The 24,937-nt window shown below is 69.0% G+C and carries 21 protein-coding genes; 3 read left to right on the top strand and 18 right to left on the bottom strand.

Features of this window, described 5'->3' with window-relative positions; translation table 11 throughout:
- Positions 1–89: 89 nt before the first annotated feature.
- On the bottom strand, positions 90–896 hold the full coding sequence (locus U742_RS0108140; protein WP_029351861.1) for a thiol:disulfide interchange protein TlpA: 807 nt from the start codon (positions 894–896) through the stop codon (positions 90–92).
- A 26-nt stretch (positions 897–922) separates the two neighbouring features.
- Here U742_RS0108140 and argH point away from each other — a divergent pair, with 26 nt between their 5' ends.
- On the top strand, positions 923–2,308 hold the full coding sequence (argH, locus tag U742_RS0108135; RefSeq protein ID WP_029351859.1) for an argininosuccinate lyase: 1,386 nt from the start codon (positions 923–925) through the stop codon (positions 2,306–2,308).
- Between the two features lie 179 nt (positions 2,309–2,487).
- On the opposite strand, the gene U742_RS0108130 is transcribed toward argH, so the two are convergent.
- The gene (locus tag U742_RS0108130; RefSeq protein ID WP_029351858.1) at positions 2,488–4,821 is read right to left on the bottom strand and encodes a heavy metal translocating P-type ATPase; all 2,334 of its coding nucleotides are present in this window, start codon (positions 4,819–4,821) and stop codon (positions 2,488–2,490) included.
- 69 nt (positions 4,822–4,890) lie between these two features.
- Between U742_RS0108130 and U742_RS0108125 the strand changes: the two genes are divergently transcribed.
- On the top strand, positions 4,891–5,358 hold the full coding sequence (locus U742_RS0108125; RefSeq protein ID WP_029351856.1) for a MerR family transcriptional regulator: 468 nt from the start codon (positions 4,891–4,893) through the stop codon (positions 5,356–5,358).
- Here U742_RS0108125 and U742_RS0108120 read toward each other — a convergent pair.
- From U742_RS0108120 to U742_RS0108090, 7 genes are all read right to left on the bottom strand, one after another.
- Positions 5,331–6,257, bottom strand: coding sequence for a choline/ethanolamine kinase family protein (locus U742_RS0108120; protein ID WP_029351854.1), 927 nt, complete (start codon positions 6,255–6,257; stop codon positions 5,331–5,333). The genes U742_RS0108125 and U742_RS0108120 overlap by 28 nt on opposite strands.
- A 66-nt stretch (positions 6,258–6,323) precedes the next feature.
- Positions 6,324–7,562: an NAD(P)/FAD-dependent oxidoreductase gene (locus tag U742_RS0108115; RefSeq protein WP_029351852.1), complete on the bottom strand. Its 1,239-nt coding sequence runs from the start codon at positions 7,560–7,562 to the stop codon at positions 6,324–6,326.
- On the bottom strand, positions 7,559–10,009 hold the full coding sequence (locus U742_RS0108110; RefSeq protein ID WP_029351850.1) for a GcvT family protein: 2,451 nt from the start codon (positions 10,007–10,009) through the stop codon (positions 7,559–7,561). The genes U742_RS0108115 and U742_RS0108110 overlap by 4 nt, the downstream gene beginning before the upstream one ends.
- Positions 10,006–10,881, bottom strand: coding sequence for a phosphotransferase (locus tag U742_RS0108105; protein ID WP_029351848.1), 876 nt, complete (start codon positions 10,879–10,881; stop codon positions 10,006–10,008). Before U742_RS0108105 ends, U742_RS0108110 begins: the two co-directional genes overlap by 4 nt.
- Positions 10,881–12,899, bottom strand: a complete 2,019-nt coding sequence (locus U742_RS0108100) for an ABC transporter permease (protein ID WP_029351846.1) — start codon at positions 12,897–12,899, stop codon at positions 10,881–10,883. Before U742_RS0108100 ends, U742_RS0108105 begins: the two co-directional genes overlap by 1 nt.
- A complete protein-coding gene (locus U742_RS0108095; RefSeq protein ID WP_029351844.1) occupies positions 12,896–13,966 on the bottom strand; it encodes a quaternary amine ABC transporter ATP-binding protein in 1,071 nt (356 codons plus the stop codon). Before U742_RS0108095 ends, U742_RS0108100 begins: the two co-directional genes overlap by 4 nt.
- Before the next feature lie 52 nt (positions 13,967–14,018).
- Complete coding sequence (locus tag U742_RS0108090; RefSeq protein WP_029351842.1) at positions 14,019–14,972, bottom strand: ABC transporter substrate-binding protein; 954 nt, start codon at positions 14,970–14,972, stop codon at positions 14,019–14,021.
- 163 nt (positions 14,973–15,135) lie between these two features.
- Here U742_RS0108090 and U742_RS0108085 point away from each other — a divergent pair, with 163 nt between their 5' ends.
- Complete coding sequence (locus tag U742_RS0108085) at positions 15,136–15,933, top strand: DeoR/GlpR family DNA-binding transcription regulator (protein WP_029351840.1); 798 nt, start codon at positions 15,136–15,138, stop codon at positions 15,931–15,933.
- Positions 15,934–15,936: 3 nt separating this feature from the next.
- Here the strand turns inward: U742_RS0108085 and U742_RS0108080 are convergent, their stop codons facing one another.
- The 9 genes from U742_RS0108080 to U742_RS0108040 form a co-directional block, all read right to left on the bottom strand.
- Complete coding sequence (locus U742_RS0108080; RefSeq protein WP_029351838.1) at positions 15,937–16,971, bottom strand: trans-3-hydroxy-L-proline dehydratase; 1,035 nt, start codon at positions 16,969–16,971, stop codon at positions 15,937–15,939.
- Between the two features lie 154 nt (positions 16,972–17,125).
- On the bottom strand, positions 17,126–18,226 hold the full coding sequence (locus U742_RS0108075) for a cis-3-hydroxy-L-proline dehydratase (RefSeq protein ID WP_029351836.1): 1,101 nt from the start codon (positions 18,224–18,226) through the stop codon (positions 17,126–17,128).
- Between the two features lie 36 nt (positions 18,227–18,262).
- Positions 18,263–19,264 carry a 4-hydroxyproline epimerase gene (locus U742_RS0108070; protein WP_029351834.1) on the bottom strand — a complete coding sequence of 334 codons (1,002 nt, stop codon included), beginning with the start codon at positions 19,262–19,264 and terminating at the stop codon, positions 18,263–18,265.
- A gap of 19 nt (positions 19,265–19,283) precedes the next feature.
- The gene (locus U742_RS0108065; protein ID WP_029351832.1) at positions 19,284–20,531 is read right to left on the bottom strand and encodes an NAD(P)/FAD-dependent oxidoreductase; all 1,248 of its coding nucleotides are present in this window, start codon (positions 20,529–20,531) and stop codon (positions 19,284–19,286) included.
- 222 nt (positions 20,532–20,753) lie between these two features.
- On the bottom strand, positions 20,754–21,650 hold the full coding sequence (locus tag U742_RS0108060) for a dihydrodipicolinate synthase family protein (protein ID WP_029351830.1): 897 nt from the start codon (positions 21,648–21,650) through the stop codon (positions 20,754–20,756).
- Between the two features lie 26 nt (positions 21,651–21,676).
- The gene (locus U742_RS0108055; protein WP_029351829.1) at positions 21,677–22,402 is read right to left on the bottom strand and encodes an amino acid ABC transporter ATP-binding protein; all 726 of its coding nucleotides are present in this window, start codon (positions 22,400–22,402) and stop codon (positions 21,677–21,679) included.
- A gap of 9 nt (positions 22,403–22,411) precedes the next feature.
- Complete coding sequence (locus U742_RS0108050) at positions 22,412–23,065, bottom strand: amino acid ABC transporter permease (RefSeq protein WP_029351827.1); 654 nt, start codon at positions 23,063–23,065, stop codon at positions 22,412–22,414.
- A gap of 11 nt (positions 23,066–23,076) precedes the next feature.
- Positions 23,077–23,739: an amino acid ABC transporter permease gene (locus U742_RS0108045; protein WP_029351826.1), complete on the bottom strand. Its 663-nt coding sequence runs from the start codon at positions 23,737–23,739 to the stop codon at positions 23,077–23,079.
- 178 nt (positions 23,740–23,917) lie between these two features.
- Positions 23,918–24,730 carry an ABC transporter substrate-binding protein gene (locus U742_RS0108040; RefSeq protein ID WP_038360890.1) on the bottom strand — a complete coding sequence of 271 codons (813 nt, stop codon included), beginning with the start codon at positions 24,728–24,730 and terminating at the stop codon, positions 23,918–23,920.
- Between the last annotated feature and the right edge of the window lie 207 nt (positions 24,731–24,937).

Here is a 24,937-nt window from a genome sequence, read left to right as displayed (position 1 = left end):
CGCCACGCGCGGCGCCGAGCCGGAACCCAGCGAAGACTCTTCGGCCAAGCTCCCTCACCGCCGCGCCCGTGGCGCGTCGCCGACGCTCATCAGCCGCCGGAGGCCGCTGCCGCACCGCCGGCCGCCGGCGCGGAAGCCTTCAGCGCCGCCCGCAGCAGCGCCAGCGCATCCTCGCTCGCCCATTCCGCCGGTCCTGACATGTGGCCGATCTCGCAGCCCTTGGCGTCGACCAGCAGCGTCGTCGGCAGGCCGAAGCCGCGCCCGACCGCGCGCAGCCGCTGGAAGGAATCCGCCTTGGGATCGGCGTAATAGGCGAGGCTTTTGACGCCGATCTCGTTCAGGAAGGTCCGCGGCTTGTCGGCATCGCGGGTGTCGACGTTGAGCGCGACCACCTCGAAGCCGGGCTGGCTGTCGCCGCCCTTGGCACCCAGCTCCGCCTGCAGCCGGTCGAGCGCCGGCATCTCCTTCCGGCAGGGCGCGCACCAGGTCGCCCAGATATTGACGAGACGCAGACCGCCGCCGCCGACATCGGCGAGCGTCACCGGCTTGCCGGCGCCGTCCTGGAAGGCGAGCTCCGGCACCCTGCGGGGCGTCAGGGTCGGGGCAAAGGCCGCCACCTCGCCCTTGGCGAAGGGCGCGAGCGTGCGGGCGACCTCGCTGGCCCGAGCGCAGCGGCCGTCCGTCAGACCGGCCTCGTCGGCCGAAGCCGCCGGCGCGCCCGCGACGGCGCCCGCATTGGCGTTGCGCTCCCCTCCCGCAATCCCGTATACGCCTGCGAAACCGACCGCGGCGCCGAGCCCGAGCGCCGCCGCCACGATCAGGATCAGACGACCGGCCGTCATCCGCCGGCCCGTGGCCTGCGCCTCCGGCGCGGTGTCCTCAGGTCGTTCGGCCATGGCCTGCCTCGCGGAGAAAAGTCAGCATGAGCAACAAGATGTGGGGTGGCCGGTTCGAGACCGGGCCGGATGCGATCATGGAGGAGATCAACGCCTCCATCGGTTTCGACCAGCGCCTTTATGCACAGGACATCGCCGGTTCCAAGGCGCATGCCGCGATGCTGGCCGCGCAGGGGATCATCGGAACCTCTGATGCCGAAAAGATCGCCGCCGGTCTAGACACGATCCTGTCAGAGATCGAGGGCGGCGGCTTCGCCTTCCGGCGCGAGCTGGAAGACATTCACATGAATGTCGAATCCCGCCTCGCCACCCTGATCGGCTCCTCCGCCGGCCGGCTGCACACCGCGCGCTCGCGCAACGACCAGGTGGCGACCGACTTCCGGCTCTATGTCCGCGACACGATCGACACGCTGGACACGCAGATCGCCGATCTGCAGCAGGCGCTGGCCGAGAAGGCGCTCGCCCATGCCGGCACCGTGATGCCCGGCTTCACGCATCTGCAGACCGCCCAGCCGGTGACCTTCGGCCACCATCTTCTGGCCTATGTCGAGATGCTCGGACGCGACCGCGGCCGGCTCAAGGACGCCCGCGCGCGCCTCAACGAATGCCCGCTCGGGGCGGCGGCACTCGCCGGCACCTCCTTCCCGATCGACCGCTTCGCCACCGCGAGCGCCCTCGGCTTCGACCGCCCGACGGCGAATTCGCTGGATTCGGTTTCCGACCGCGATTTCGTGCTGGAGACGCTGGCGGCCGCGGCGATCTGCGCCATGCACCTGTCGCGCTTCGCCGAGGAAGTGGTGATCTGGACCTCGCCGCTCACCGGCCTGCTGAAGCTGTCGGACCGCTTCACCACCGGCTCCTCGATCATGCCCCAGAAGCGCAACCCGGACGCCGCCGAGCTGGTGCGCGCCAAGATCGGCCGCATCGCCGGCGCCTTCTCCGGCCTCCTGATGGTGATGAAGGGCCTCGCGCTCGCCTATGCCAAGGACATGCAGGAGGACAAGGAAGGCGCCTTCGACGCGCTCTCCACCCTCTCGCTGATGATCGCCGCCACAGCCGGCATGGTGCGCGACATGGAGCCCGACGTCGCGAAGATGAAGGCGGCGGCCGGCTCGGGCTATTCCACCGCCACCGATCTCGCCGACTGGCTGGTGCGGGTGCTCGGCCTGCCCTTCCGCGAGGCGCACCACGTCACCGGCCGCATCGTGGCGCTGGCCGCCGGCAAGAGCGTGCCGCTGCACCGCCTCAGCCTCGCCGAGATGCAGTCGGTCGAGCCGCGCATCACGCAGGAGGTGTTCGGCGTGCTCTCGGTGTCGAAGTCGGTGGCGAGCCGCGTCTCCTATGGCGGCACGGCGCCGAAGAACGTCCGCGCGCAGGCGAAGCGCTGGCTGAAGAAGCTGGGGAAGGGGTGAGCCGGGCATCTTGTCGAACAACGTCATCCTGAGGTGCGAGCGCGAGCTCGCCTCGAAGGATGCCGCCCGGGCGCGCGCGACGAGCATCCTTCGAGGCCCGGCCGATAGCCGGGCACCTCAGGATGACGGCCTGTCATGGTTCGGACGATCGAACCGGAGGTCGCGATCTCGCCGGATGCCTATCCCCGCCTGCGCCCCAGCAGACGCAGCGCGTTCGCCGTCACCAGCACGGTGGCGCCGGTGTCCGCCAGGATGGCCGGCCACAGGCCGGTGATGCCGGCGATGGTGGTGACCAGGAACACCGCCTTCAGCCCGAGCGCGATGGTGATGTTCTGGTGGATGTTGCCCATGGTCGCCCGCGACAGCGCGATCATCCCGGCGACATCCGCCACCCGCCCGTGCAGCACCGCGGCGTCCGCCGTCTCCAGCGCGACATCGGTGCCCCCGCCCATGGCGATGCCGACATCAGCCGCCGCCAGCGCAGGCGCGTCGTTGATGCCGTCGCCGACCTTTGCGACCGTCAGCCCCGACGCCTTCAGCTCGCCGACAATGCGCTGCTTGTCGGCCGGCATCAGCCCGGCGCGCACCTCGATGCCGAGATCGGCGCCGATGGCTTTCGCGGTGCGCTCATTGTCGCCGGTGAGCATCACGGTGCGGATGCCGGCCGCCTTCAGCGCGGCAAGGCCCGCCTTGGCGTCGGCGCGCGGCTCGTCGCGCATGGCGATCAGGCCCTCGACGGCGCCGTCGGCGAGCAGCACCGAGACGGTCTTGCCTTCGTCGTTCAGCCGCAGGATGACTGCCTGCTGCTCGTCGGTCAGCGGGGCGCGCGCAGCCGCCGCCTTGGGCGAGCCGAGGAACAGGCGCGCGCCGTCCACCGTTCCGCCGACGCCCTCGCCATTCGCGGCGCCGGCATCGCTCGCCGCCGGATAGGCGATGCCGCGCGCGGCGGCCTCGCCGAGGATGGCGCTCGCCAGTGGGTGGGTGGAACCCGCCTCCAGCGCCGCCGCGCGGGCCAGCAGCGCCGTCTCGTCGCCGGCGAAGGCGACGAGGTCGGTCACCTTCGGCTTGCCCTCGGTCAGCGTGCCGGTCTTGTCGAGCGCCACCGCATTCACCGTGCGCAGCACCTCCAGCACCGCGCCGCCCTTGATCAAGAGACCGCGCCGCGCGCCCGAGGCGAGCCCCGCCGCAATGGCGGCCGGGGTCGAGATGACCAGCGCGCAGGGGCAGCCGATCAGCAATATGGCGAGGCCCTTGTAGATCCACTCGTCCCACGCCGCCCCGGCGACCAGCGGCGGCACGACGGCGACCAGCGCCGCGAGCACCACCACGAGGGGCGTGTACCAGCGCGAGAAGCGGTCGATGAAGCGCTCGGTCGGCGCCTTGCTCTCCTGCGCCTCCTCGACGAGGCGCACCACGCGGGCAATCGTGTTGTCGGACGGCTCGGTGGTGGCACGGACGGTGAGCGCGCTCTCGCCGTTCACCGTGCCGGCGAACACCGTATCGCCCTTCTCCTTGCCGACCGGCACGCTCTCTCCGGTCACCGGCGCCTCGTTCACCGAGCCGGCGCCTTCCAGCACCTCGCCGTCGGCGGGAATGCGCTCGCCCGGGCGCACCAGGACGACGTCGCCGATCCTCAGCTTCTCGGCCGGCACATCGCGCGTGGTGCCGCCCTCCACCACCCGCGCCGTCTTCGGCACCAGCGCGGTGAGCGAGCGGATGCTGTCGCGCGCCCGGCCGGCGGCGACGCCCTCCAGCAGCTCGCCGACGAGGAACAGGAACACCACGGCGGCGGCTTCCTCCGAGGCGCCGATGATCACCGCGCCGATTGCGGCGATGGTCATCAGCATCTCGATCGAGAACGGCGTGCCGCTGAGCGCGGCCATGACGGCGCGCCGGGCGATCGGCACGAGGCCGATCAGCAGCGCGGCGATGAAGATCCACGGATCGAGCCGCGGCAGGAAATGGCCGAGACCATAGGCCGCCGCCAGCGCCGCGCCGCAGAGAAGCGTCAGCCGCGCCTTGCCGCTCGTCCACCACGGCCCATCGCCCGGCAGTTGCGTGTGGTCGTGGCTTTCGTCCGCACGGGGGGTCGGAACGGCCGCTTTTGCCGGAGCCGTCCCCCCGCCATGCGCGTGATCATGGTGGTCATGATCGTGGCCGCCCGGCCCATGGCCATGCGGCTCGGTATGGGTATGCCGGTGCTTCTCGTCGTGATCGTGGGAATGGCCGCAGCACGCGCCGTCCGCATGGTTGTGATCCCCGGCCGGCGCCTGCGCGGCCGCCTTTCCCGCCGCCGGCAGCCGCGTGATGCCGTAGCCGAGACCGCTCACCCGCTTCTCCAGCAATGCCAGGTCGCCGTCGGCGTGGTGGACGGTCATGGTGCCGGCGGTCACCGAAACCGAGACCTCCTCGATGCCGCTCACCCGCCGCACCGCCGTATCGATCTTGGCGGCGCAGGACGCGCAATCCATGCCGTCGATGCGATAGCGGGCGAGTTCCGATGAGCGTGCCATTTCCCAATGTCCTTGCGCGAAACGGATGGCACGCTACATCCTCTAGCGACTAGAGGAGCAAGCGGGAAAATGGCACGTCAGCACAGCATCGGCGAGGCGGCGCGGGTGAGCGGCGTGAAGGTGCCGACCATCCGCTATTATGAGGAGATCGGCCTCTTGCCGGCGCCGCCGCGCACCGAGGGCAATCGCCGCACCTATGGCGCGGAGGATATCCGGCGGCTCGCCTTCATCCGCCACGCGCGCGAACTGGGCTTCGAGATCGAGGCGATCCGCACCCTGCTCCGGCTTCAGGACGAGCCGGGCCAGTCCTGCGCCGCCGCCGACGCCATCGCCCGCGACCGGCTGGTGGAGGTCGAGCAGCGCATCGCGAGCCTCACCGCCTTGCGCGCCGAGCTGCAGCGCATGGTCGAGGGCTGCTCGCACGGCCATGTGGCGGACTGCCGGGTGATCGAGATCCTCGCCGATCACGGCGAGTGCCAGCATCATCACCTGCCGGGCGAGGCGGCGGATCAGCCGGCGCGCACCGCCGCGAGGTGAGCGGCGAAGGAAGGGTCTTCCATCAGCCGCTTGCAGCGCTCGAAGCGGTTCAGCGCATAGGCCCAGAAATCGTCGGCCGGATTGCCGTTGGCGTGCTGGATCAGCCCCCACAGCGTCCAGAGAAGGTCGCACATCGCCTTGTAGAGCACCATGCGGCCGCGATCGAAGGCGCTCGCCTCGCCGCCGAAATAGGCGGCGAGCAGCGCCTCGTCCTGCGCGGCATCGAACCCGCCCTCGACGGAGAGGTCGCCGAGATCCCACATCGGATCGTTCATGCCGGAATATTCCCAGTCGACGATCCACATGCGCTCCCCGTCGTCGAGGAAGTTCTCGCAGAGCGGATCGCAATGGCAGGGCGCGAGCGGCAGCGGATGCGCGCCAAGGGCGGCGCGCACGCTTTGCGCCTCGGTGAGCACGTCGCCATAGCCCGGCGGCAGCGCCGAGCCGAGCCGGTCCAGCACGCCGAGATAATCGTCGATCATCGCGAACAGCTCGAAGCGGAAATCGAAGCGCTGCCCGCTGTCGTGCAGCCGGCGCAGCGCCTCGCCCGCCCGCCGCACCGCGCCGATATCGGCGGCGAAGCCGGCGGGCGACATGGTGCGCGCGCCCGGCACGAAGCGTGTCAGCAGCAGGCCCGTGGGCGGGTCGACATGCACCACTTCCGGCGAGACGCCGGCCGCGGCGGCGGCACGGGCATTGGTCGCCTCGACCTTGCGGTCGATATAGTCCTCGGTGCCGATCCCCGGCAGGCGCAGGCAATAGGCCTCGCCGTCCTCGAAGCCGATGCGGTAGACGCGGTTGGTGAGGCCGCCGAGCCGCTGGTAGCGCGCATCCCCGAGGTTGCGGCCGGCAAAGAGCGGGATGCGTTTCAAAGCGAGGCGGATTTCGTCTTCGCTCATGGCATGCCCGTCTTCCAGTGCGGCGTGCTGAGGGAGCCTGATGATTCCATCCGCGTCGCGCCCTCACTAGTGGCCGATGTGATAATAGGTCTCCAGCACGTGCTGGGCGCGGCGGCGGGCCTCGTCGAAGTCCCACGGCGCCTGCGTGAAGCGGTCCGGCGACAGGCTCTTCACATAAGGCGACGGGTTCGCCTCGGTCAGCGCCTCGACCACATGCCGGCCGATGCCCGCCGAGCCCGACACGCCATGCGCGTTGCAGCCGGCGGCGCAGACGAAGCCGGGCACCTGCGAACTCTCGCCGATGATGAAGCGCCCGTCCGGCGTGAAGGTCGGCCAGCCGGTGAAGACATGGCGCACCGGCTGGTCGCAGAGCGGCCCGCCGAAGGGCCGGAACTCCTCCATGAAATTGGCCAGCACCGGCCAGTCCTCGGCGATCGGCGGCAGCCGGTCATTGAGCGTGTAGCTGCGCGGATCGAGCGACATCGCCTCCGGCTCCCAGCCGCCGATCAGGAGCGCGTTGACGTCGGCGCGCGCGTAAAGCGTGCCGTCCGGCATGCGCAGCACCGGCATGTCGGGGCGTATCCAGTCGGTCGGCGTGGTGATGACGTAGTGGTGCCGCACCGGGATCACCGGCAAATCGAGCCCGACGAGACGGCCGACATGATAGCCATGCGCGCCGGCGGCGTTGATCACCATCTCGCAGGCGATCTCCATGCCGTCGCGCGTCGTCACCCCGGCGACCCGCCCGTCCTTCAGCCGGATCGCCGCCACGCCGGAGCTGGTGCGGAAGCGCACGCCGCGCTTGCGCGCCTCATGCTGATAGGCGGCGACGAGGTCGGCCGGCTGCAGATAGCCGTCGCTGGGGCACCAGAGGATCGCCTTCGCCGCTTCGAAATCGAGATGCGGCCACATGCGGGCGGCGGCGGGGGCGTCGAGAAGCTCGACCTCCAGCCCGGCCTCCTCGGCCACCGCCATCATCCGGCGGAACTCGGCCACACGCTCCTGCGTCTGCGCGAGGCGCAGGCTGCCGGTCTGCCGCCAGCTCGGCTTCACCTCGCCTTCGCGCTCCAGCCGCGCGAAGGTCGCGACCGACCACATGGCGAGCTTCGTGCGCTCCAGCGAGGAACGCACCTGCCCGACGAGGCCAGCCGCCTGCGGGCTGGTGACGGCACAAAGCGAGGCCTCGCGCTCCAGCAGCAATATGTCGGTGAAGCCGGCCTCGGCGAGCTGCAGCGCGACGCCGGTGCCGACCGCGCCGCCGCCGATGATGACGATCCGCGCCTGATCGTGGTGCACGTCGCTCATGCCTTCACCCGCAGCATTTTCGGATCATGGAGCGGCTGGAGGAACGCGGTGGCCGGCACCCGTTCGCCCGCCACCTCAAGCTCATACTGGCCGGACAGCACAAAGTCGGCATCGACCCCGGCGGGATCGCGCACATAGCCGTAGCCGATGTTCCTGGCGACCGTGTAGCCCCAGCCGCCGCTGGCGAGCCAGCCGGCGCGGCGGCCGTCGCGATAGATGGTTTCGCGGCCGAGCAGCACGATGTCGGGATCGTCCACGGTGAAGCCGGCGAGCAGACGCGGCAGCGGCTTGGCGCGCTGCTCGACCAGCGCCTCGCGGCCGAGGAAGGGCGTGTTGGATTTGAGCTTCACTGCCCAGCCGAGGCCCGCGACGAGCGGGGAATGGTCCGGCCCGATCTCGCCGCCCCAGGCGCGGTAGCCCTTCTCCAGCCGCAGCGTCTCGATGGCGCGGTAGCCGGCGAGCGTCAGCCCATGCGGCGTGCCGGCATTCATCAGCGCCTCGAACACCGTCACCGCATAGTCGCACGGCACATGCAGCTCCCAGCCGAGCTCGCCGACATAGGTGACGCGCAGCGCCAGCACCGGCGCGCCGGCGACGCCGATCGTCCGCACCGTGCCGAACGGGAAGCCGTCATTGGAGATGTCGTCCGCCGTGCAGGCGGCGAGCACCTCGCGCGCCTTCGGGCCGAACAGGCTGAGCACCGCATTGGCCGAGGTGACGTCGGTGAGATGCGCGTCGAGCCCGGCAGGGATGTTCCGCACGATCCAGTCGAAATCGTGGGTGGCGAAGCCGGTGCCGGTGACGATGTAGTAGCGGTCGGTCGCGAGGCGCGCGACGGTGAGGTCGCACGCGATGCCGCCGCGCGCATTGAGCAACTGCGTGTAGGTGAGCGCGCCGGGCGGTTTGGCCACGTCATTGGCGCAGAGCCAGGACAGCGCCTTCTCGGCGTCGCGCCCGACCAGCATGAACTTGGCGAAGGAGGACTGGTCGAACAGCGCCACCCGCTCGCGGCAGGCCTCATGCTCGCGACCCACCGCCGCGAACCAGTTGGGGCGGCCGAAGGAGTAGCGGTCGCGGGGCTCCTCGCCGGCCGAAGCGAACCAGTTGGCCCGCTCCCAGCCGAGCTTCTCGCCGAACACCGCGCCGGCCGCCTTCAGCCGGTCATAGAGCGGCGAGCGGCGCAGCGGCCGGCCGCTGGAATGCTCTTCGGACGGCCAGGCCATGGTGTAGTGCTTGGCATAGGCCTCCAGCGTGCGGGTGCGCACCCAGTTCTCGTCGCGGTGGTTGGAGCCGAAGCGGCGGATGTCGACCGGCCAGAGGTCGTAGGGCGGCTCGCCCCGCGCCACCCATTCGGCGAGCGCCATGCCGGCGCCGCCGCCCGAGGCGATGCCGAAGGCGTTGAAGCCGGCGCCGACGAACACGCCCTTCACCTCCGGCGCCTCGCCGAGGATGAAATTGCCGTCCGGCGTGAAGCTCTCCGGGCCGTTGATGAGCTGCTTGATGCCGGCCGTCTCCAGCGCCGGCACGCGGCCGAGCATCAGCTTCAGGATCGGCTCGAAATGGTCCCAGTTCTCGTCGAGCAGCGAGAAATGGAAGCCCTCGGGAATGCCGCCCGCCGCCCAGGGGATCGGGTTCGGCTCATAGCCGCCGGCCACCAGCCCGCCGACCTCCTCCTTGTAATAGGTGAGGCGGTCGGGATCGCGGAGCGTCGGCAGGCCGCGCGGCACGCCGGCGATCGGCTCGGTGACGATGTACTGGTGCTGCACCGGCACCAGCGGGATGTTGACCCCGGCAAGCTTACCCACCGCGCGCGACCACATGCCGGCGCAGATCACCAGGCGCTCGCAGGCGATCCGCCCGCGATCCGTCACCACCGCGACGACCTTGCCGTTCTCCACCTCGATGGCGGTGACGCCGACATGCTCGGCGATGGTGACCCCGGCCATGCGCGCGCCCCTGGCCAGGGCCTGCGTGATGTCGGAGGGGTTGGCCTGCCCGTCGGTCGGGAGGTACGCGGCGCCGACGACGTCGTCGACCTCCATCAGCGGCCACAGCTCGCGCGCCTCCGAGGGCGTGAGCAACTGCATATCGAGGCCGAAGCTCTTGGCGGTGGTGGCCTGCCGCTTCACCTCGGTCCAGCGGTCCTCATTGCAGGCGAGCCGCAGCCCGCCATTCATCTTCCAGCCGGTGGCAAGCCCGGTCTCCTCCTCCAGCCGCTTGTAGATGGCGACCGATTCGCCGAGCAGCTGGGTGATGTTGGCGCTGGAGCGGAGCTGGCCGACGAGACCCGCCGCATGCCAGGTCGAGCCCGAGGTGAGCTGGTTGCGCTCCAGCAGGATCACGTCGGTCCAGCCCATCTTGCCGAGGTGATAGGCGGTGGAGCAGCCGACGATGCCGCCGCCGATGATGACGACGCGCGCGGAGGAGGGGAGGTCGGGTGCGCTCATCGGGATTCCATTTCGTTGAAGCGGACAAGGGCGGCCTCGAAGCGGGCGAGGTTCTCGGCCGTGTAGGCGCGGTAGTCGAAATCGAGGGTGGAATTCACTTCCGCCGCCATGCTCCACATCGCCTCGCGCAGCAGCGAGGCGACCAGCATGGCGTGGAACCGCAGCCGGAGAGCATCGTCGACCGGCCGGTCGAAATAGAGCTCCAGAAGCCGCTCGGATTCGGCCTCGCTGAACGCGTTGTTCGAGGCGAGGTTGCCGAGGTCGAACAGCGGCGAGTTGAAGCCGGCATAGTCCCAGTCGATCAGCCATAGACGACTGCCGTCGTCTATAAAGTTTGCCGGCAACAGATCATTGTGGCCGAACACGATGTCCACCGGGCCGACCGCCTTCTCCAGCCGCTCGGCGAGTGCGAGATAGCGCGGCAGCTCGGCGTTCAGGCGGAAATCAGCGGCGCGAAGCTGATGGGCGTAGTCGCGCAGCACGTGGAACACCCAGAAGATCGGCGCCGCGCCCCGCAGATGCTCGGGAATGCCGCGATGGGTGCGGATGACGAGCTCAACCACGCGGTCGAGATCGGCGCGCACATCGGCCTCGCCATAGGTGCGCCCGTCGATATGGTCGAGCACCAGCAGGCCCGGCTCGGCATGCACCACCGCCGGGGAGACGCCGGCGGCATGGGCGGCGCGGCTCGCCGCCAGCTCGGCGGAACGCAATATGCCGTGATAGGGGATGTCCTCGCCGACCCGCACGACATAGCGCCGGCCGGCATCGTTCACCACGAAATTGGTGTTGGTGATGCCGCCCGTGAGCGGCACCGGCTCGACCGGCCCGTCCCACAGGGGGAGCGCGCGGATGCGCGAAACCGCGTCCATCAGGCCAGCCCCAGCCGGTTCTTGAGACGCTGCGCGCCGGCGCCGATCAGCCGGTCGGCGATGATGGCGATGGCGGCGACGCACAGCCCGGCGACGATGCCGCGCCCGACATCGGCCTTGGTCAGCGCGATATAGACCTCCTGGCCGAGATCGCGCGTGCCGACCAGCGCGGTGATCACCAGCATGGACAGCGCCAGCATGATGGTCTGGTTCAGCCCGAGCAGGATCTGCGGCGCGGCGAGCGGCAGGCGGATGCGCGAGAGCAATTGCCCGCGCGTGCAGCCATTGGCGATGCCGGCCTCGATCAGCTCCGGCGCCGTGCCCTGCACGCCATGGGCGGTGTAGCGGATCGCCGGCGCCACCGCATAGAGCACGATGGCGATCATCGCGGTGAAGTCGCCGACCCGGAACAGCATCACGATGGGGATGAGATAGACGAAGGAGGGCAGCGTCTGCAGCGTGTCGATGACGATCTCGACCACCTTCCACAGCCGTCGGTGGGTGGCGCAGGCGATGCCGATCGGGATGCCGATGGCGGCGGCGACCAGCACCGAGACGCCGCACAGATAGAGCGTCAGCATCGCCGGCTCCCACAGTCCGACGAGGGCGATGAACAACGTCGCGAGCGCCACCCGCACGGTGAGCCGCAGACCGCCGAGCCGCCAGCCCGCCAGCATCACCACGACGACCACCCACAGCCACGGCAGGCCGAGCATGAAGCGCCGCACCGGCACCAGCAGGTTCAGCAGCACGAAGCTCTTGAAGGCGTCGAGCGCGTCGAAGAAATTGACGTTGATCCAGCGCACCATCGCCTCCCAATAGGAAGCGGTGGAGAGCTGCCACTCGGCCGGGAAGACGGCGAGCGGGGGCGCCAGGAAGGCCGCCGCCCAGAGCGCCGCGGCAAGGGCGAGCACCAGCAGCCAGAAGCGGCGCCCGGTGAGCCGGCCCGCCCCCTCCTTGCGATGGACCCGCCCGCGCTCGCTCTGCCGAGCCATCGCCTGCGCCAGCCGGTCGAGCAGGATGGCAAGCACCGTGATGGCGAGCCCCGCCTCCAGCCCGCGCCCGATGTCGAGGCGGCGCAGCGCGGTGAGCACGTCGTAGCCGAGGCCGCCGGCGCCGATCATCGAGGCGATGATGACCATGTTCAGCGTGAGCATGATCACCTGGTTGACGCCGACCATCAGCCCGGCGCGGGCGCTTGGCACCAGCATCTTCCAGGTGAACTGGTGCCGCGTGCAGCCGGTCATGCGGCCGAGCACGACGATCTCCTCCGGCACCGCGCGGAAGGCGACGACCGCGACCCGCACCATCGGCGGCAGCGCATAGAGGATTGTGGCGATCATCGCCGAGACCGGCCCGAAGCCGAACAGGAACAGGATCGGCACCAGATAGGCGAAGACCGGCACGGTCTGGGCGAGGTCGAGCAGCGGCGAGAGCGCGCGCTCGAAGCGCGGCGAGCGATAGCACAATATGCCGAGCAGCAGGCCGCCGGCGGCGCCCAGCGGCGCGGCCACCAGCACCGAGGCGAGCGTCGTCATCGCACTCGCCCATTGGCCGAAGATGAGCAGATAGGCGAGCCCGCCGGCGACGAGCAAAGCGAGCGGACGCCCGCCGAGCCGCCAGCCCAGCGCCACGCCGAGCATGAACACCGCGTACCACGGCAGCGGCGGGGCGATCGGCACCGCCTGCGAGCCCTGGCCGATCGCGAAGCCCGAGACGAGCATCGCCTTGGCGAGGCCGAGCGGCCAGTCGAGCAGCCAGGCGACGCCGCGCGTCAGCTCGCGGAAGGTAAACAGGCCGAAGCTCGCCTGATCGACGAGCCAGGCCATGAAGACGGAAATATAGCCGGCTATTGGTAGCTTCCAGCCGGCGGGCAGCCTGACCGCCCAGTCGGGGAGGAAGCTGCCCGGCGCGAGGCTGAGGATCGCCGTTGCCGCCAGCACGGCCGGCCAGAGCAGCGCCGAAGCGGCGCTCCGGCTCGCCGGCGGCCGGCGGGCCTCCAACGCGTCGATGGTCATGACGGCTGCCCGGGCGCGCCGCGCCGGGCGACGTCGCGCCCGACCAGCACGTCCATCATCGCCGCGCGGTCGATCATGCCGAGCACCCGGCCGTCCTCGATCACCGCCCAGGCTCCGGCCGTCGCCTCCACGCGCTGGGCGAAGCTCGCCACCCGCGCATTGGCCGGCACGCTGCCGGCGACCCCCTCGGTGCCGTTGACCGGCCGCATCACCGCCCGCGCCGACAGGATGCGGGCGCGCGGCGCGTCGCGGGTGAAGGCGCGCACATAGTCGGTCGCAGGGTTGACGATCAGCTCCTCGGCGGTGCCGACCTGCACGATGCGCCCGTCCTTCATGATGGCGATGCGGTCGGCGAGGCGCTCGGCCTCGGCGAAGTCGTGGGTGATGAAGACGATGGTCTTGTGCAGGATCGACTGCAGCCGGATCAGCTCGTCCTGCATCTCGCGGCGGATCAGCGGGTCGAGCGCGGAGAACGGCTCGTCGAGGAACCACAGCTCGGGTCCCACCGCCAGTGAGCGGGCGATGCCGACGCGCTGCTGCTGGCCGCCGGAGAGCTCCCGCGGGAGATAGCCCTCGCGCCCCTTCAGCCCCACCAGCTCGATCATCTCGCGCGCCCGCTTCTCGCGCTCGGCGCGGGAGACGCCCTGCACGTCGAGCGGGAAGGCGACGTTGCCGAGCACGGTGAGGTGCGGCAGCAGCGCGAAATGCTGGAACACCATGCCCATCTTGTGCCGGCGGATCTGGATCATCTCCGGCTCCGGCAGCTTCGACAGGTCGCGCCCCTCGAACAGGATTTCGCCGGCGGTCGGCTCGATCAGCCCGGCCATGCAGCGCATCAGCGTGGACTTGCCGCAGCCCGAGAGGCCCATGATCACGAAGGTCTCGCCGCGCGCGATATCAAGATCGATGTCGAGCACCGCCGGCACGATGCCGGCGGCGGCGAGTTCGGCGAGGCTGGCGGTGCCGCCGCGCTCGGCGAGGAAGCGGCCGGTCTCGTGGCCATAGAGCTTCCACACGCGGCGGCAGGCCAGCAGCGAGTTCTGGTCAGGCATATCCGGCTCGGGCATGTCCGCGATTCCCGACGGGCAAGGCTGTTCGGGCAAGGCTGTTCGGAGACCGCTATTTCGGCAGCCAGCCCTTCCAGCGCGCTTCGTTCTTGGCGAGCCAGTCGTCGACCACCGCCTCGACCTTCTCGCCGTCGAGGTCGACGCGCGAGACCAGCGCGCCCATCTCGTCATTGTCGATCTTGAAGCTCTTGATGGCGGAATAGGCGCCCGGCCACTTGTCCTTCAGTCCCGACCAGCCGGCCTTCCAGATCGGCCCGCGCGGCTTGCCGCAATCATAGGCGAGATCGGGATTGGAGCCCCATTTGGGATCGGTGTAGCAGGCCGGCTCATAGGCGGGGAACTTCACCCACTCGCCCTTGAATTTGATCGGCGCCCAGTGCGGCGCATAGATCCACAAAACGATCGGCGCCTTGCGGTCATAGGCGCTCTGCAGCTCGGCGAACAGCGCCGCGTCGGTGCCCGCATGCACCACCTCATAGTCGAGGCCGAGCGCCTTCACGCGCTCCTCGTCGAAGCCGCCCCAGGTCACCGGCCCGCCGAGATAGCGGCCCTTCGGCGCCGTCTCGGGCGTCGCGAATTCCTTGGCGCAGGCGTTAAACGCCTTCCAGTCCGGCAGGCCGGGGCACTTCTCCTTCATATAGGCGGGGTACCACCACTCCTCGATCGCCATCATGCCGGTCTCGCCGAGATTCTCGACCTTGCCGGACTTCACGCCCTCGTCGAGCGCCTCCTGCCCGGTGGTCGCCCAGATCTCCATGGCGAGGTGCAGGTCACCGGTCTTCAGCCCGGCGAACTGCGCGAGATAGTCGGCCTGCACATAGTCGACATTGTAGCCGGCCTTCTTCAGCACCTCGCCCATGATGCGGGCGCTGATGAGCTGGCCGGTCCAGTCGTGCAGCGTCACCTTGATGGGATCGTTGGATTCGACCTTGGCCTGCGCGGCCGGCACCGCCGTGCCGAGGACAAGGATACTCGTGAGCAAGAGACGCTTGAGATGAGTGACCATGTGGATGTCCCCGTCTGGAAGCTGGATGCGGCCTCGCGTGCCGTCTTGTTCAAGCAGGATCGGTGCCATCCCCACGAAAATCAACAACCAAATCCGCATTTCTGTTGATTTGATCGGAGCAAACCCACAAATTGCCCACAGAAGGGGCAGTGAGGCCGGTTTCATGCATCCCACGCGCTGGCAGGCGGCCATTATCGAGGCGGTCCGTGACGACGGTGTCACGCGGATCGCGGCGCTGGCCGAACGGCTCGGCGTCTCCGACGAGACGGTGCGCCGCCATGTGCGGGCGCTGGTCGATGCCGGAACGCTGTCGCGCGCCCATGGCGGCGTCGCCTGGGCGGGGGCGGTCAGCGAGGCACCCTTCCACCGCCGCATGCGGGTGAACGCGCCGGCCAAGCGCGCTCTGGCCGCCGCCGTCGCCGATCATGTCGAGGACGGGCAGGTGCTGCTGATCGACACCGGCTCGACCACCGCCTATGTGGCGCAGGCGCTGGACGCGCGCCGCGACCTCACCGTCATCACCAATTCGCTGGAGATCGCCCGCCACCTCGTCGGGCGCAACGGCAACCGCATCTACATGGCCGGCGGCGAGCTGCGCGCCGACCTCGCCGCCGCGGTCGGGCCGGAGGCGGATGCCTTCATCCGGCAGTTCCGGGCGGATCTGGCGATCCTGTCCATCGCCGCGGTCGACGGCAGCGGCCTGTTCATGGATTTCGACCTCGACGAGGCGCGCATCGCCCGCACCATGATCGAATGCGCCAATGAGTGCCTCGTGGTCGCCGATCATTCCAAGTTCGGCCGCCGCGCCGCAGTCGGCATTTGCGGGCCGGGCGACATCGACATCCTGGTCACCGACCGCGAGCCGCCGGCGGATTTCGCGGCGCGGGTCGAGGGGACGGAGCTTCGCCTCGTCGTCACCGGCGCGGAGGAGACCGCGCCGGAGCTGGATGCGACCGGCTGAAGGTTACCCCTGCCAGAGCGGCCAGGTGTCGGTCAGCCGGTAGCCGGTCGGCCACGGATCGGTCGGATCGACCATGAGCTGCGCGGTGCCGGTGATCCAGGCCCGCCCCATGATCGAGGGCACGATGGCGGCACGCCCGCCGATGGTGGTTTCCGCCTCGACCCGGCAATCGAATCGCGAGCCGATGATGGAGCGCCCGACGAAGCGGTCGCCGACCTTCAATATGCCCTTGGCGTGGAGCACCGCCATGCGCGCCGAGCAGCCGGTGCCGCAGGGCGAGCGGTCGATCTTGCCGGGTCGGATGGCGACCGCGTTGGCGCCCGAGGGCACGCCCTCGTCGTCGGTGAGCGGCGCGGCGAACTGGCAGAACGAGATATGCGCCCAGTCCGGATTGGTCGGATGCTGGAAGCCGAGCTGGGCATTGGCCGCCTTGACGATCTTCATGCCGAGATCGGCGAAATCCTTCGCCTCGTCCGGCTTGATCGAAAAGCCCAGCGCATGCGCATCGACGATGCAGAAGCTGTCGCCGCCATAGGCGGTGTCGACGGTCAGCGTGCCGTGGCCCTCGACCTCCAGCTTGGCATCCAGCTTGTCGGCGAAGGACGGGTGGTTCTTCACCCGGATGCGCTCGGCCTTGCCGTCCTTGCAATAGGCGGTGGCCTCGATCAGCCCGCCCGGCGCCTCCAGCACCATATGCGTCTCCGGCTCGGTCATCGGCACGATGCCGGTGTCGAGCAGCACGGTCGAGACGCAGATGGAGTTGGAGCCGGACATGGGCGGGGTGTCCTCCGGCTCCATGATGATCCAGGCCGCCACCGCCTTGGGGTTCTTCGGCGGCACCAGCAGGTTCACATGGCGGAACACGCCGCCTCGGGGTTCCTGCAGCACGAGGTTGCGCAGGGTGTTGTCGGCCGCGATGAAGCGCGACTGCGCCCACACGGTGTCGCCCGGCGGCGGCGCCACGCCGCCAACGATGACGTCGCCGACCTCGCCCTCGGCATGGCAGCCGACGACATGAATGACCTTGGTGGAGCGCATGGGGGCCTCGCTTGAACAGAGCAACGTCATCCTGAGGTGCCCGGCCATTGCCGGGCCTCGAAGGATGCGGCTGCCGCGCGACCGGCCCGACATCCTTCGAGGCTCGCTCCGCTCGCACCTCAGGATGACGGTGCTTTGCGGGTTTTGGCGAAGGTCAGATCACCAGCACCGGCTCGCCGAGCACCTCGAAGATCGGCTCGATGCCGAGGCCCGGCGCACCGGGGGCGGTCATGAAGCCGTCGACGCGCTTGGGCGCGCCGTGAGCGATGTCGACCGTGCCGTAGCTGTTGAAATCGGTCGCCGAGAAGCAGAACTCCTCCGGCGTCGACAAGGCGAGATGGGCGATCGTCGCGGTGACGATGTCGCCGCCCCAGGTGTCCTCGATGGTCATCGGCGTGCCGGAGGCGACGCAGATGTCGCGCATCAGCCGCGCCTTGGTCAGGCCGCCGACCTTGGAGATCTTGAGGTTGATCACGTCCATGGCGTCGTCGCCCAGCGCTTTCATCAGCGTGCCGACGCCGTCGATCACCTCGTCCAGCACGAAGGGGCGGACAGTGCGCCGGCGCACCGAGACGCATTCCTCATAGGTCGGGCAGGGCTGCTCGATATAGACGTCGAGATCCGCCACGCTCGCCGCGATGCGGGCGGCTTCCGCGCGGGTCCAGCCGGTATTGGCGTCAGCCACCAGTATGTCGCGCTCGCCGAGGATTCCCCGGGTCTCGCGGATGCGCAGTATGTCCATGTCGGCGTCACCGCCGACCTTGAGCTGGAACTTGGTGTAACCCTCCGCCTTATAGCCGGCTATCTTCTTGGCCATCACCTCGGGGGCTTCCTGCGAGATGGCGCGGTAGAGCGCGATCTTCTCTTGCGCCGCGCCGCCGAGCAGCTTGTAGGCCGGCAGGCCCGTCGCCTTGCCGAGGATGTCCCAGCAGGCGATGTCGATCGGCGCCTTCACGTAGGGGTGGCCGCGCAGCACCGAATCCATGTGGCGGTTCAGCACGTTGAGGTCGGTCGGATCGAGCCCGATCACCTTCGGGCCGATCTCCTTCAGGCCGGTGCGCACGCCGAGCGCATAGGCCGGCAGATAGGCCGAGCCGAGCGGGCAGCATTCGGCATAGCCGGTGATGCCGGCATCGGTCTCGACCGCGACCACGGTCGAATCGAACACCTCGACGAAATTGCCGTTCGACCAGTTATAGCGGCCTTCCTTCAGGGGCAGGTCGACCTGCCAGGCCTTGATGCCGGTGATTTTCATGTGCGTCGTTCCCCGATTACCTGCCGTTTGGCGCCGTCACACCACCACGAAGCCGTGGGCGAACGGGTCGCGGTCGTCGATGAAGATGGTGTTGTAGCCGGTCATGCGCGCCCAGCCGCCGACCGACGGGATGATGGCGTCGCGCTCGCCGACCCTGGCGGCCGCCTCGACCCGGCCCTTGAACAGCGAGCCGATGATGCTCTCATGCACGAACTCGTCGCCGACCTCGAGCCGGCCGGTCGCCGCCCAGTGCGCCATGCGCGCCGAGGTGCCGGTGCCGCAGGGCGAGCGGTCGATCGCCTTGTCGCCGTAGAACACGGCGTTGCGGGCATGGGCGGTCGCATCCTTCGGCGCACCGGTCCACAGGATGTGCGAGAGGCCGCGGATCTCCGGCTTTTCGGGGTGCACGAACGCGTATTTCTCGTTGAGCGCGCGGCGCAGGCCGGGGCTCATGCCGACAAGCTGGCCGGCGGTGAAGTCCGCCATGTCGCGGAACGCCGGCTGCGGCTCGACGATGGCGTAGAAATTCCCGCCATAGGCGACGTCGACGGTCACTTCGCCGAGGCCGGGGCACTCGGCGGTGAGGCCCTGCGCATAGAGGAAGGCCGGCACATTGGTGATGCGCACCTCCTCCACATACTGCCCCTCCTGCCGGTACTGCGCCTTCACCACGCCGGCCGGCGTGTCGAGCATCAGCACGCCCGGCGTCTTCGGCGTGACGAGGCCGTGCTCGATCGCCATGGTCACCGTGCCGATGGTGCCGTGCCCGCACATGGGCAGGCAGCCCGAGGTCTCGATGAACAGGATGGCGACGTCGCAGTCGGGCCGGGTCGGCGGATAGAGGATGGACCCCGACATCATGTCGTGGCCGCGCGGCTCGAACATCAGGCCGGTGCGGATCCAGTCATACTCGGCGAGGAAGTGGGCGCGCTTCTCGATCATGGTGGCGCCCTGAAGGTTCGGACCGCCGCCGGCGACGAGGCGGACCGGATTCCCGCAGGTGTGGCCGTCAATGCAGAAGAAGCTGTGTCGCGCCATGGCGGAGGGTCCTCGAAGTTCAGAAGCGGTCGGGCCGGAACGGCCCGGTATCGATGGCCGGCGCGCGGCCGGCGAGAAGATCGGCGACGATCGCGCCGGTCGCCGCGCATTGGGTGAGGCCGGAATGGCCGTGCCCGAAGGCGTAGAGGATGCGCGGCGATGCCTTCGAGCGGCCGATCACCGGCAGCGTGTCGGGCATGGAGGGGCGGAAGCCCATCCACTGCTTTCCGCCCTCGACGCGCAATCCCGGCAGGAACGCCCTGGCCTTCTCCAGCATCGCCTTGGACCGCGCGAAGTTCGGCGCGCGCTTCAGCCCGCCGAGCTCGACGGCACCGCCGACGCGGATGCCGGTCGAGAGCGGCGTGATGACGAAGCCGTGGCCGCCGAAGGTGAGCTGGCGCTTCAGGTCGAAGGCGCCGGGCGGCAGCGTGGTGTTGTAGCCGCGCTCGGTCTCCAGCGGGATGGCGTCGCCGAGCTTTGCTGCCAGCGCGCGCGACCAGGCGCCGCCGGCGATCACCGCCGCGCTCGCCTGCAGCGTTCCGCCATCGGCGAAGGAAAGACGCGCGCCGCCTTCCGCCGGATCGACCGCGACGATGTCGGCGCGGGTGATCGTGGCGCCATTCGCCATCACCCGGTCGAACAGCGCCATAGCGAAGTGATAGGGATCGTCCACCGTCTGCCAGTGCGGCGTGAAAGTGCCGATCGGAAAGCGCGGCGAGAGCCCCGGCTGCAGCTCGGCGAGCCGGGCGCCGCGCACATGCTCGAACGGAATCCCCTCGCTCGCGCGGGCCGCCCAGCCGGGCAGCGAGGCGGCAAACTCGGCCTCGCTCTCATAGAGCTGGAGATTGCCGTCGGCACGGATGCGCCCGGTCAGCCCCGCGTCGACCGCCATGGAGTCCATGGTGCGGGCGGACAGGCGCATCAGCGCGGATTGCGCGGCGATGCTGCGGGCGAAGCGGTCCGGCAGGCTGGCGCGCCAGAAGCGCAGCAGCCACGGCAGGATCCGCGGCAGATAGGCGGGCGGGATCGACAGCGGGCCGAGCGGATCGAGCAGCCATTTCGGCGCCTTCCGCAATATGCCCGGCGAGGCCAGCGGCATCACGTCGGAAAAGGCGAAGGCGCCGGCATTGCCGTAGCTCGCCCCCTCCGCCACCCCGCCCCGCTCGATCAGGCGCACGCGGCGCCCCTCGCGCTGGAGCTGGAACGCGGTCGCGAGGCCGATGATGCCGGCCCCGACGATGGCGATTTCGTTCTGATGGGTACTCAATTCGCGATCTCAAAGCCGTCGGCGACAATTCCCTCCCCCGGATTCGGGGGAGGTTGGGAGGGGGGCCTCTTATGGCGAGCCCGGGAGCACCGTCATCCTGAGGTGCCCGGCGGTAAGCCGGGCCTCGAAGGATGCTCGTCCGGGCGCACCCGAGACCCATCCTTCGAGGCTCGCTGCGCTCGCACCTCAGGATGGCGACATGCCGAGGCGAAGCGCAGGCCCTCACGCCGCCTTGGCGAGCTTGGGACGGGTGGCGAGCGCCGCGCGCACGATCGCCTCCACCTTGGCGCGCTGCTCGCCCTCGAGCGGCAGGCGGGGCGCGCGCACGCGCTCGGTGGTGCCGATCACCATGGCCTCGACGGTCTTCAGGTTCTGGACCAGATAGGTCGAGACATCGAGGTCGAGCAGCGGGCGGAACCAGCGATAGATGGCGAGCGCCTCGTCATAGCGCTTGGCCTTCATCAGCCGGTAGATCGCGACCGTCTCCTCCGGGAAGGCGATGACGAGGCCGGCGACCCAGCCGACCGCACCCACCGCCAGCGCCTCATAGGCGAGGTTGTCGACGCCGGTGAACACGTCGTAGCGGTCGCCCAGCGCGTTGATGATCTCGATCGAGCGGCGGATGTCGTCCGAGGATTCCTTGATCGCGACGAAGCGCTTGTCCGCGGCGAGCTCGGCCATGATCTCGACGGTGACGTCGACGCGGTAGGCGATGCGGTTCGAATAGATCATCACCGGCAGGTCGGCCGCCTCGGCCACCGCCTTCAGCGTCGCCACCGTCTCCTTCGGATTGGTGTGGTAAACGAGGCTCGGCACCACCATCAGGCCATCGGCGCCGGCCTGCGCCGAACGCTTGGCGAGCGAGGCCATGTCGCGGGTTGCGGCGTCGGCGATGGTCATCAGCACCGGCTTCTTGGCCGCGACCGCCTTGGCGGTCTTCAGCACGGCGAGGCGCTCGTCATGCGAGAGCATCGGCCCCTCGCCGAGCGAGCCGTTGACGATCAGGCCGTCGACGCCGGCCTCGATCTGGAAGGCGAAGCAGCGCTCCATCTCCTTGTGGTCGAGCGTGTCGTCTTCGTTGAATTTTGCCGTGACGGCGGGAAGCACCCCGGTCCACATAGCGTAGCTCCTGCTGGTTCGGACGTTCACAGAACGGATTTGAGGAAGGCGACGGTCTCCGGCTGTTGCGGAGCGCCGATCACCTGGGCGGGCGGGCCGATCTCGTGGATCCGGCCCTTGTGGAAGAAGGCGACGCGGTCGGAGACCTCGCGCGCGAAGGCGATCTCGTGGGTGACGACGATCATCGTCATGCCCTCGGAGGAGAGCAGGCGCATGGTGTCGAGCACCTCGCCGACGAGCTGCGGGTCGAGCGCGGACGTGACCTCGTCGAACAGCATGTAGTCCGGCGACATGGCGAGCGCGCGGGCGATCGCCATGCGCTGCTGCTGGCCGCCGGACAGCTTGGACGGGTAGACCTTCAGCTTCTCGCCGAGCCCGACATGGGACAGCTTTTGCACGGCGATCGCCTCGGCTTCGGCCTTCGACTTGCCGAGCACCTTGCGCGGCGCCAGCATCACGTTCTCCAGCACGGTCAGATGCGGGAACGCGTTCCACTGCTGAAAGACGATGCCGATCTTGCGGCGCAGCTTGTTGAGATCGGTGCCGCGCGCATGCACGTCCGTGCCGTCGACCAGGATGCGGCCGGAATTGATGGGCTCCAGCCCGTTGATGCACATCAGCAGCGTCGACTTGCCCGAGCCCGAGCCGCCGATGACCGAGACCACCTCGCCCTTCTCGACGGTCATGGTCACGCCCTTGACCACTTCGAGATTGCCGAAGGATTTGTGGACGTCCTGGATTTCGATCGACATGGCTGCTTCTCAGTCGTTTTCGCGCCAGCGCTTCTCCAGCCGCGCCCCGAGGCGGGCAATGGGGAAGCTCATGAGGAAATAGATCAGTCCGGCGATGGACAGCACGAAGAGCGGCTCGTGGATGCGGGTGACGATCACCTGCGAGGAGCGCAGCAGCTCCACGATGCCGATCCACCAGACCATGGCGGTGTCCTTCATCACCCCGAGCGTCAGGCCGATCCAGCTCGGCAAGGCGACGCGCAGCGCGATGGGGAAGACGATGGAGGTGAGGTCCTGCGTCCAGCTCAGCCCGAGCGAGCGGGCGGCGCGCCGGGTGGTCGCCGGCACCGCCAGCACGCCGGCACGCACGATCTCGGTGCAATAGGCGGCGGTATAGACCGCCAGCACCACACAGCCGACCGTGAACGGGTCCCATTTGAGGCCGATGATGGACTTGAAGGCGTTGGCCAGAACGAGCTGGATCAGCAGCGGCACCGAACGGAAGATGTCCAGCACGAAACCGATCGGCGCGTTGACCCACCAGGGCGACACGGCCCGCATGAGGCCGAAGGCGACGCCGAGCAGCGAGCCGCCGAGCACCGCCCAGAAGGTGACGGTGAGCGTCACGCCGGCGCCCTTCAGCATGAACCACAAATCGTTGAGGGAGAACGAGGTCTCGAACATGGCCGCCTCCCTCAGTAGCGGAACAGCCGGTACGCCATCAGCCGGGCCGACAGCGTCACGAGCTTGGCGATGAGGTAGTAGATCACCGCGGCGACGGCGAAGAACTCGAAGGTGCGGAACGACTTGACGTTCAGATCCTGGGTCACGCCGGTGAGGTCGTTGTTCAGCCCGACGATGACGCCGAGCGAGGTCATCAGGATCGCCCACACCATCTGGTTGGTCATCGGGTAGAAGACGACGCGGAACATCTGCGGCAGCACGATCAGCCGGAACGCCTGCACCGGCCCCATGCCGAGCGAGCGGGCGGCGCGCATCTGCGTCGGCGGCACGGCGCGCAGGCCGCCGCGGAAGGTCTCGGCGAGATAGCCGGCATTGTTGAAGGTGATGCCGGCGAGCAGCGCCGGGAAGCTGTCGAGCTGGATGCCGATGGAGCCAAGGCCGAAATAGGCCATGTAGATCTGGAACAGCGCCGGCGTGTTGCGGGCGAGCTCGACCCAGGTTGCCGCGGCGCCGCGGAACGCGCGGTACTGGGAGGACGAACCCAGCGCCAGCACCACGGCGAAGAACACGCCGAGCACCATGGAGAGCACGGCGACCTCGAGCGTCACCAGCGCGCCCCAGAGCATGTCGGGCAGGGCGTTGAACGCCACCCGCCACTGAAATGTGTAGTGCATCGCGCGTGCCCGTCGATGACGTTGATGTGCGGCGGCGGTCGGAAGTGGAGATCGCTGGTCTTTGGTCGTCATCCCGGCCGGAGCCGCAGGCGCAGAGCCGGGATCGCTCACCATCCTGCCGCCGATCCCGGATACGGCCTCACGGCCGTTCCGGGATGACGCTATCGGTCAGAGACGCTCAGCGATAGACGCCGGGAATGGTCAGGTTCGGCGCCTCGCCGAGGCCGATCCACTTGTCGTAGAGCGCCTTGTAGCGGCCGGTGCGGACCTGCTGGTTGATGAACAGGTTCAAATAGTTGATCAGGCCCTGTTCGTTACGCAGCGCGATCAACGCGACATAGTCGATGTCGTAAGGCGCGTCGCCACCCATCATCAGGCCCTTGTACTTGCCTTCCTTCACGATGGCGGCGGCCACGGTGGAGGTCACGACGGTGGCGTCGATCTGGCCCTGGGCGAGGGCGAGGAACACGTCGGCCTGGGTCTGGTAGCCGCGGAAGGTGGTGCCGGCGCCCCACGCCTTCACGTCCTTCTCCAGCGCCAGCGCCTCGAAGGTGCCGGAGACCGAGCCGGTCTTCTTGCCCTTCAGGCTGTCGTAATCCTTGATGCCGATGCCGTCCTTGGTCAGCACGACCATCTTGAAGGCGAAGTAGGGAATGGTGAAGCCGGCGGTCTTGGCGCGCTCCAGCGTGTCGGAGGTCGAGGCGACGCCGACATCGACGCGGCCGGAGACCAGCGCCGGGATGCGGTCGGGGAACGGCGTCTCGACGATCTCGGCCTTCACGCCGAGCGCCTTGGCGAGGTCATTGCAGTAATCGACGTCGAAGCCGATCGGGTTGTTGCTGGCATCGCGCGATCCCATGGGCGGGAAGTCGAGCACCACCGCGCAGCGCAGCGTGCCGGAAGCGATGATGTCGTCGAGCTTGTCCGCCTTGGCGGGCATGGCCGCCAGAGTCAGCATCGCGGCGGCGAGAACGCCGAATCCCTTAGCCATAACGGCTCTCTCCTCTGAAGGAAGTGCTGTTTTTGTGTACGCGCCGGGGCTCACGAGAACGCCGCCACCGGCGACGGACAGGAGCATCTGTTTTTTGGATCCAATTTGCAATATCCTTTTTACAGGCCACATGACGATTTTTCCGTCATGGCTGAAAACAGGGCGGCGGCTAGCCCTCCGCCCCGGAGAAAGGCAGGCTCGGTCGTG

The organism is Allobosea sp. 117 (assembly GCF_000702305.1).
GTDB lineage: Bacteria > Pseudomonadota > Alphaproteobacteria > Rhizobiales > Xanthobacteraceae > Ancylobacter.
The sequence above is the reverse complement of the archived record's forward strand: the minus strand, read 5'-3'. Positions and strand labels throughout refer to the sequence as shown.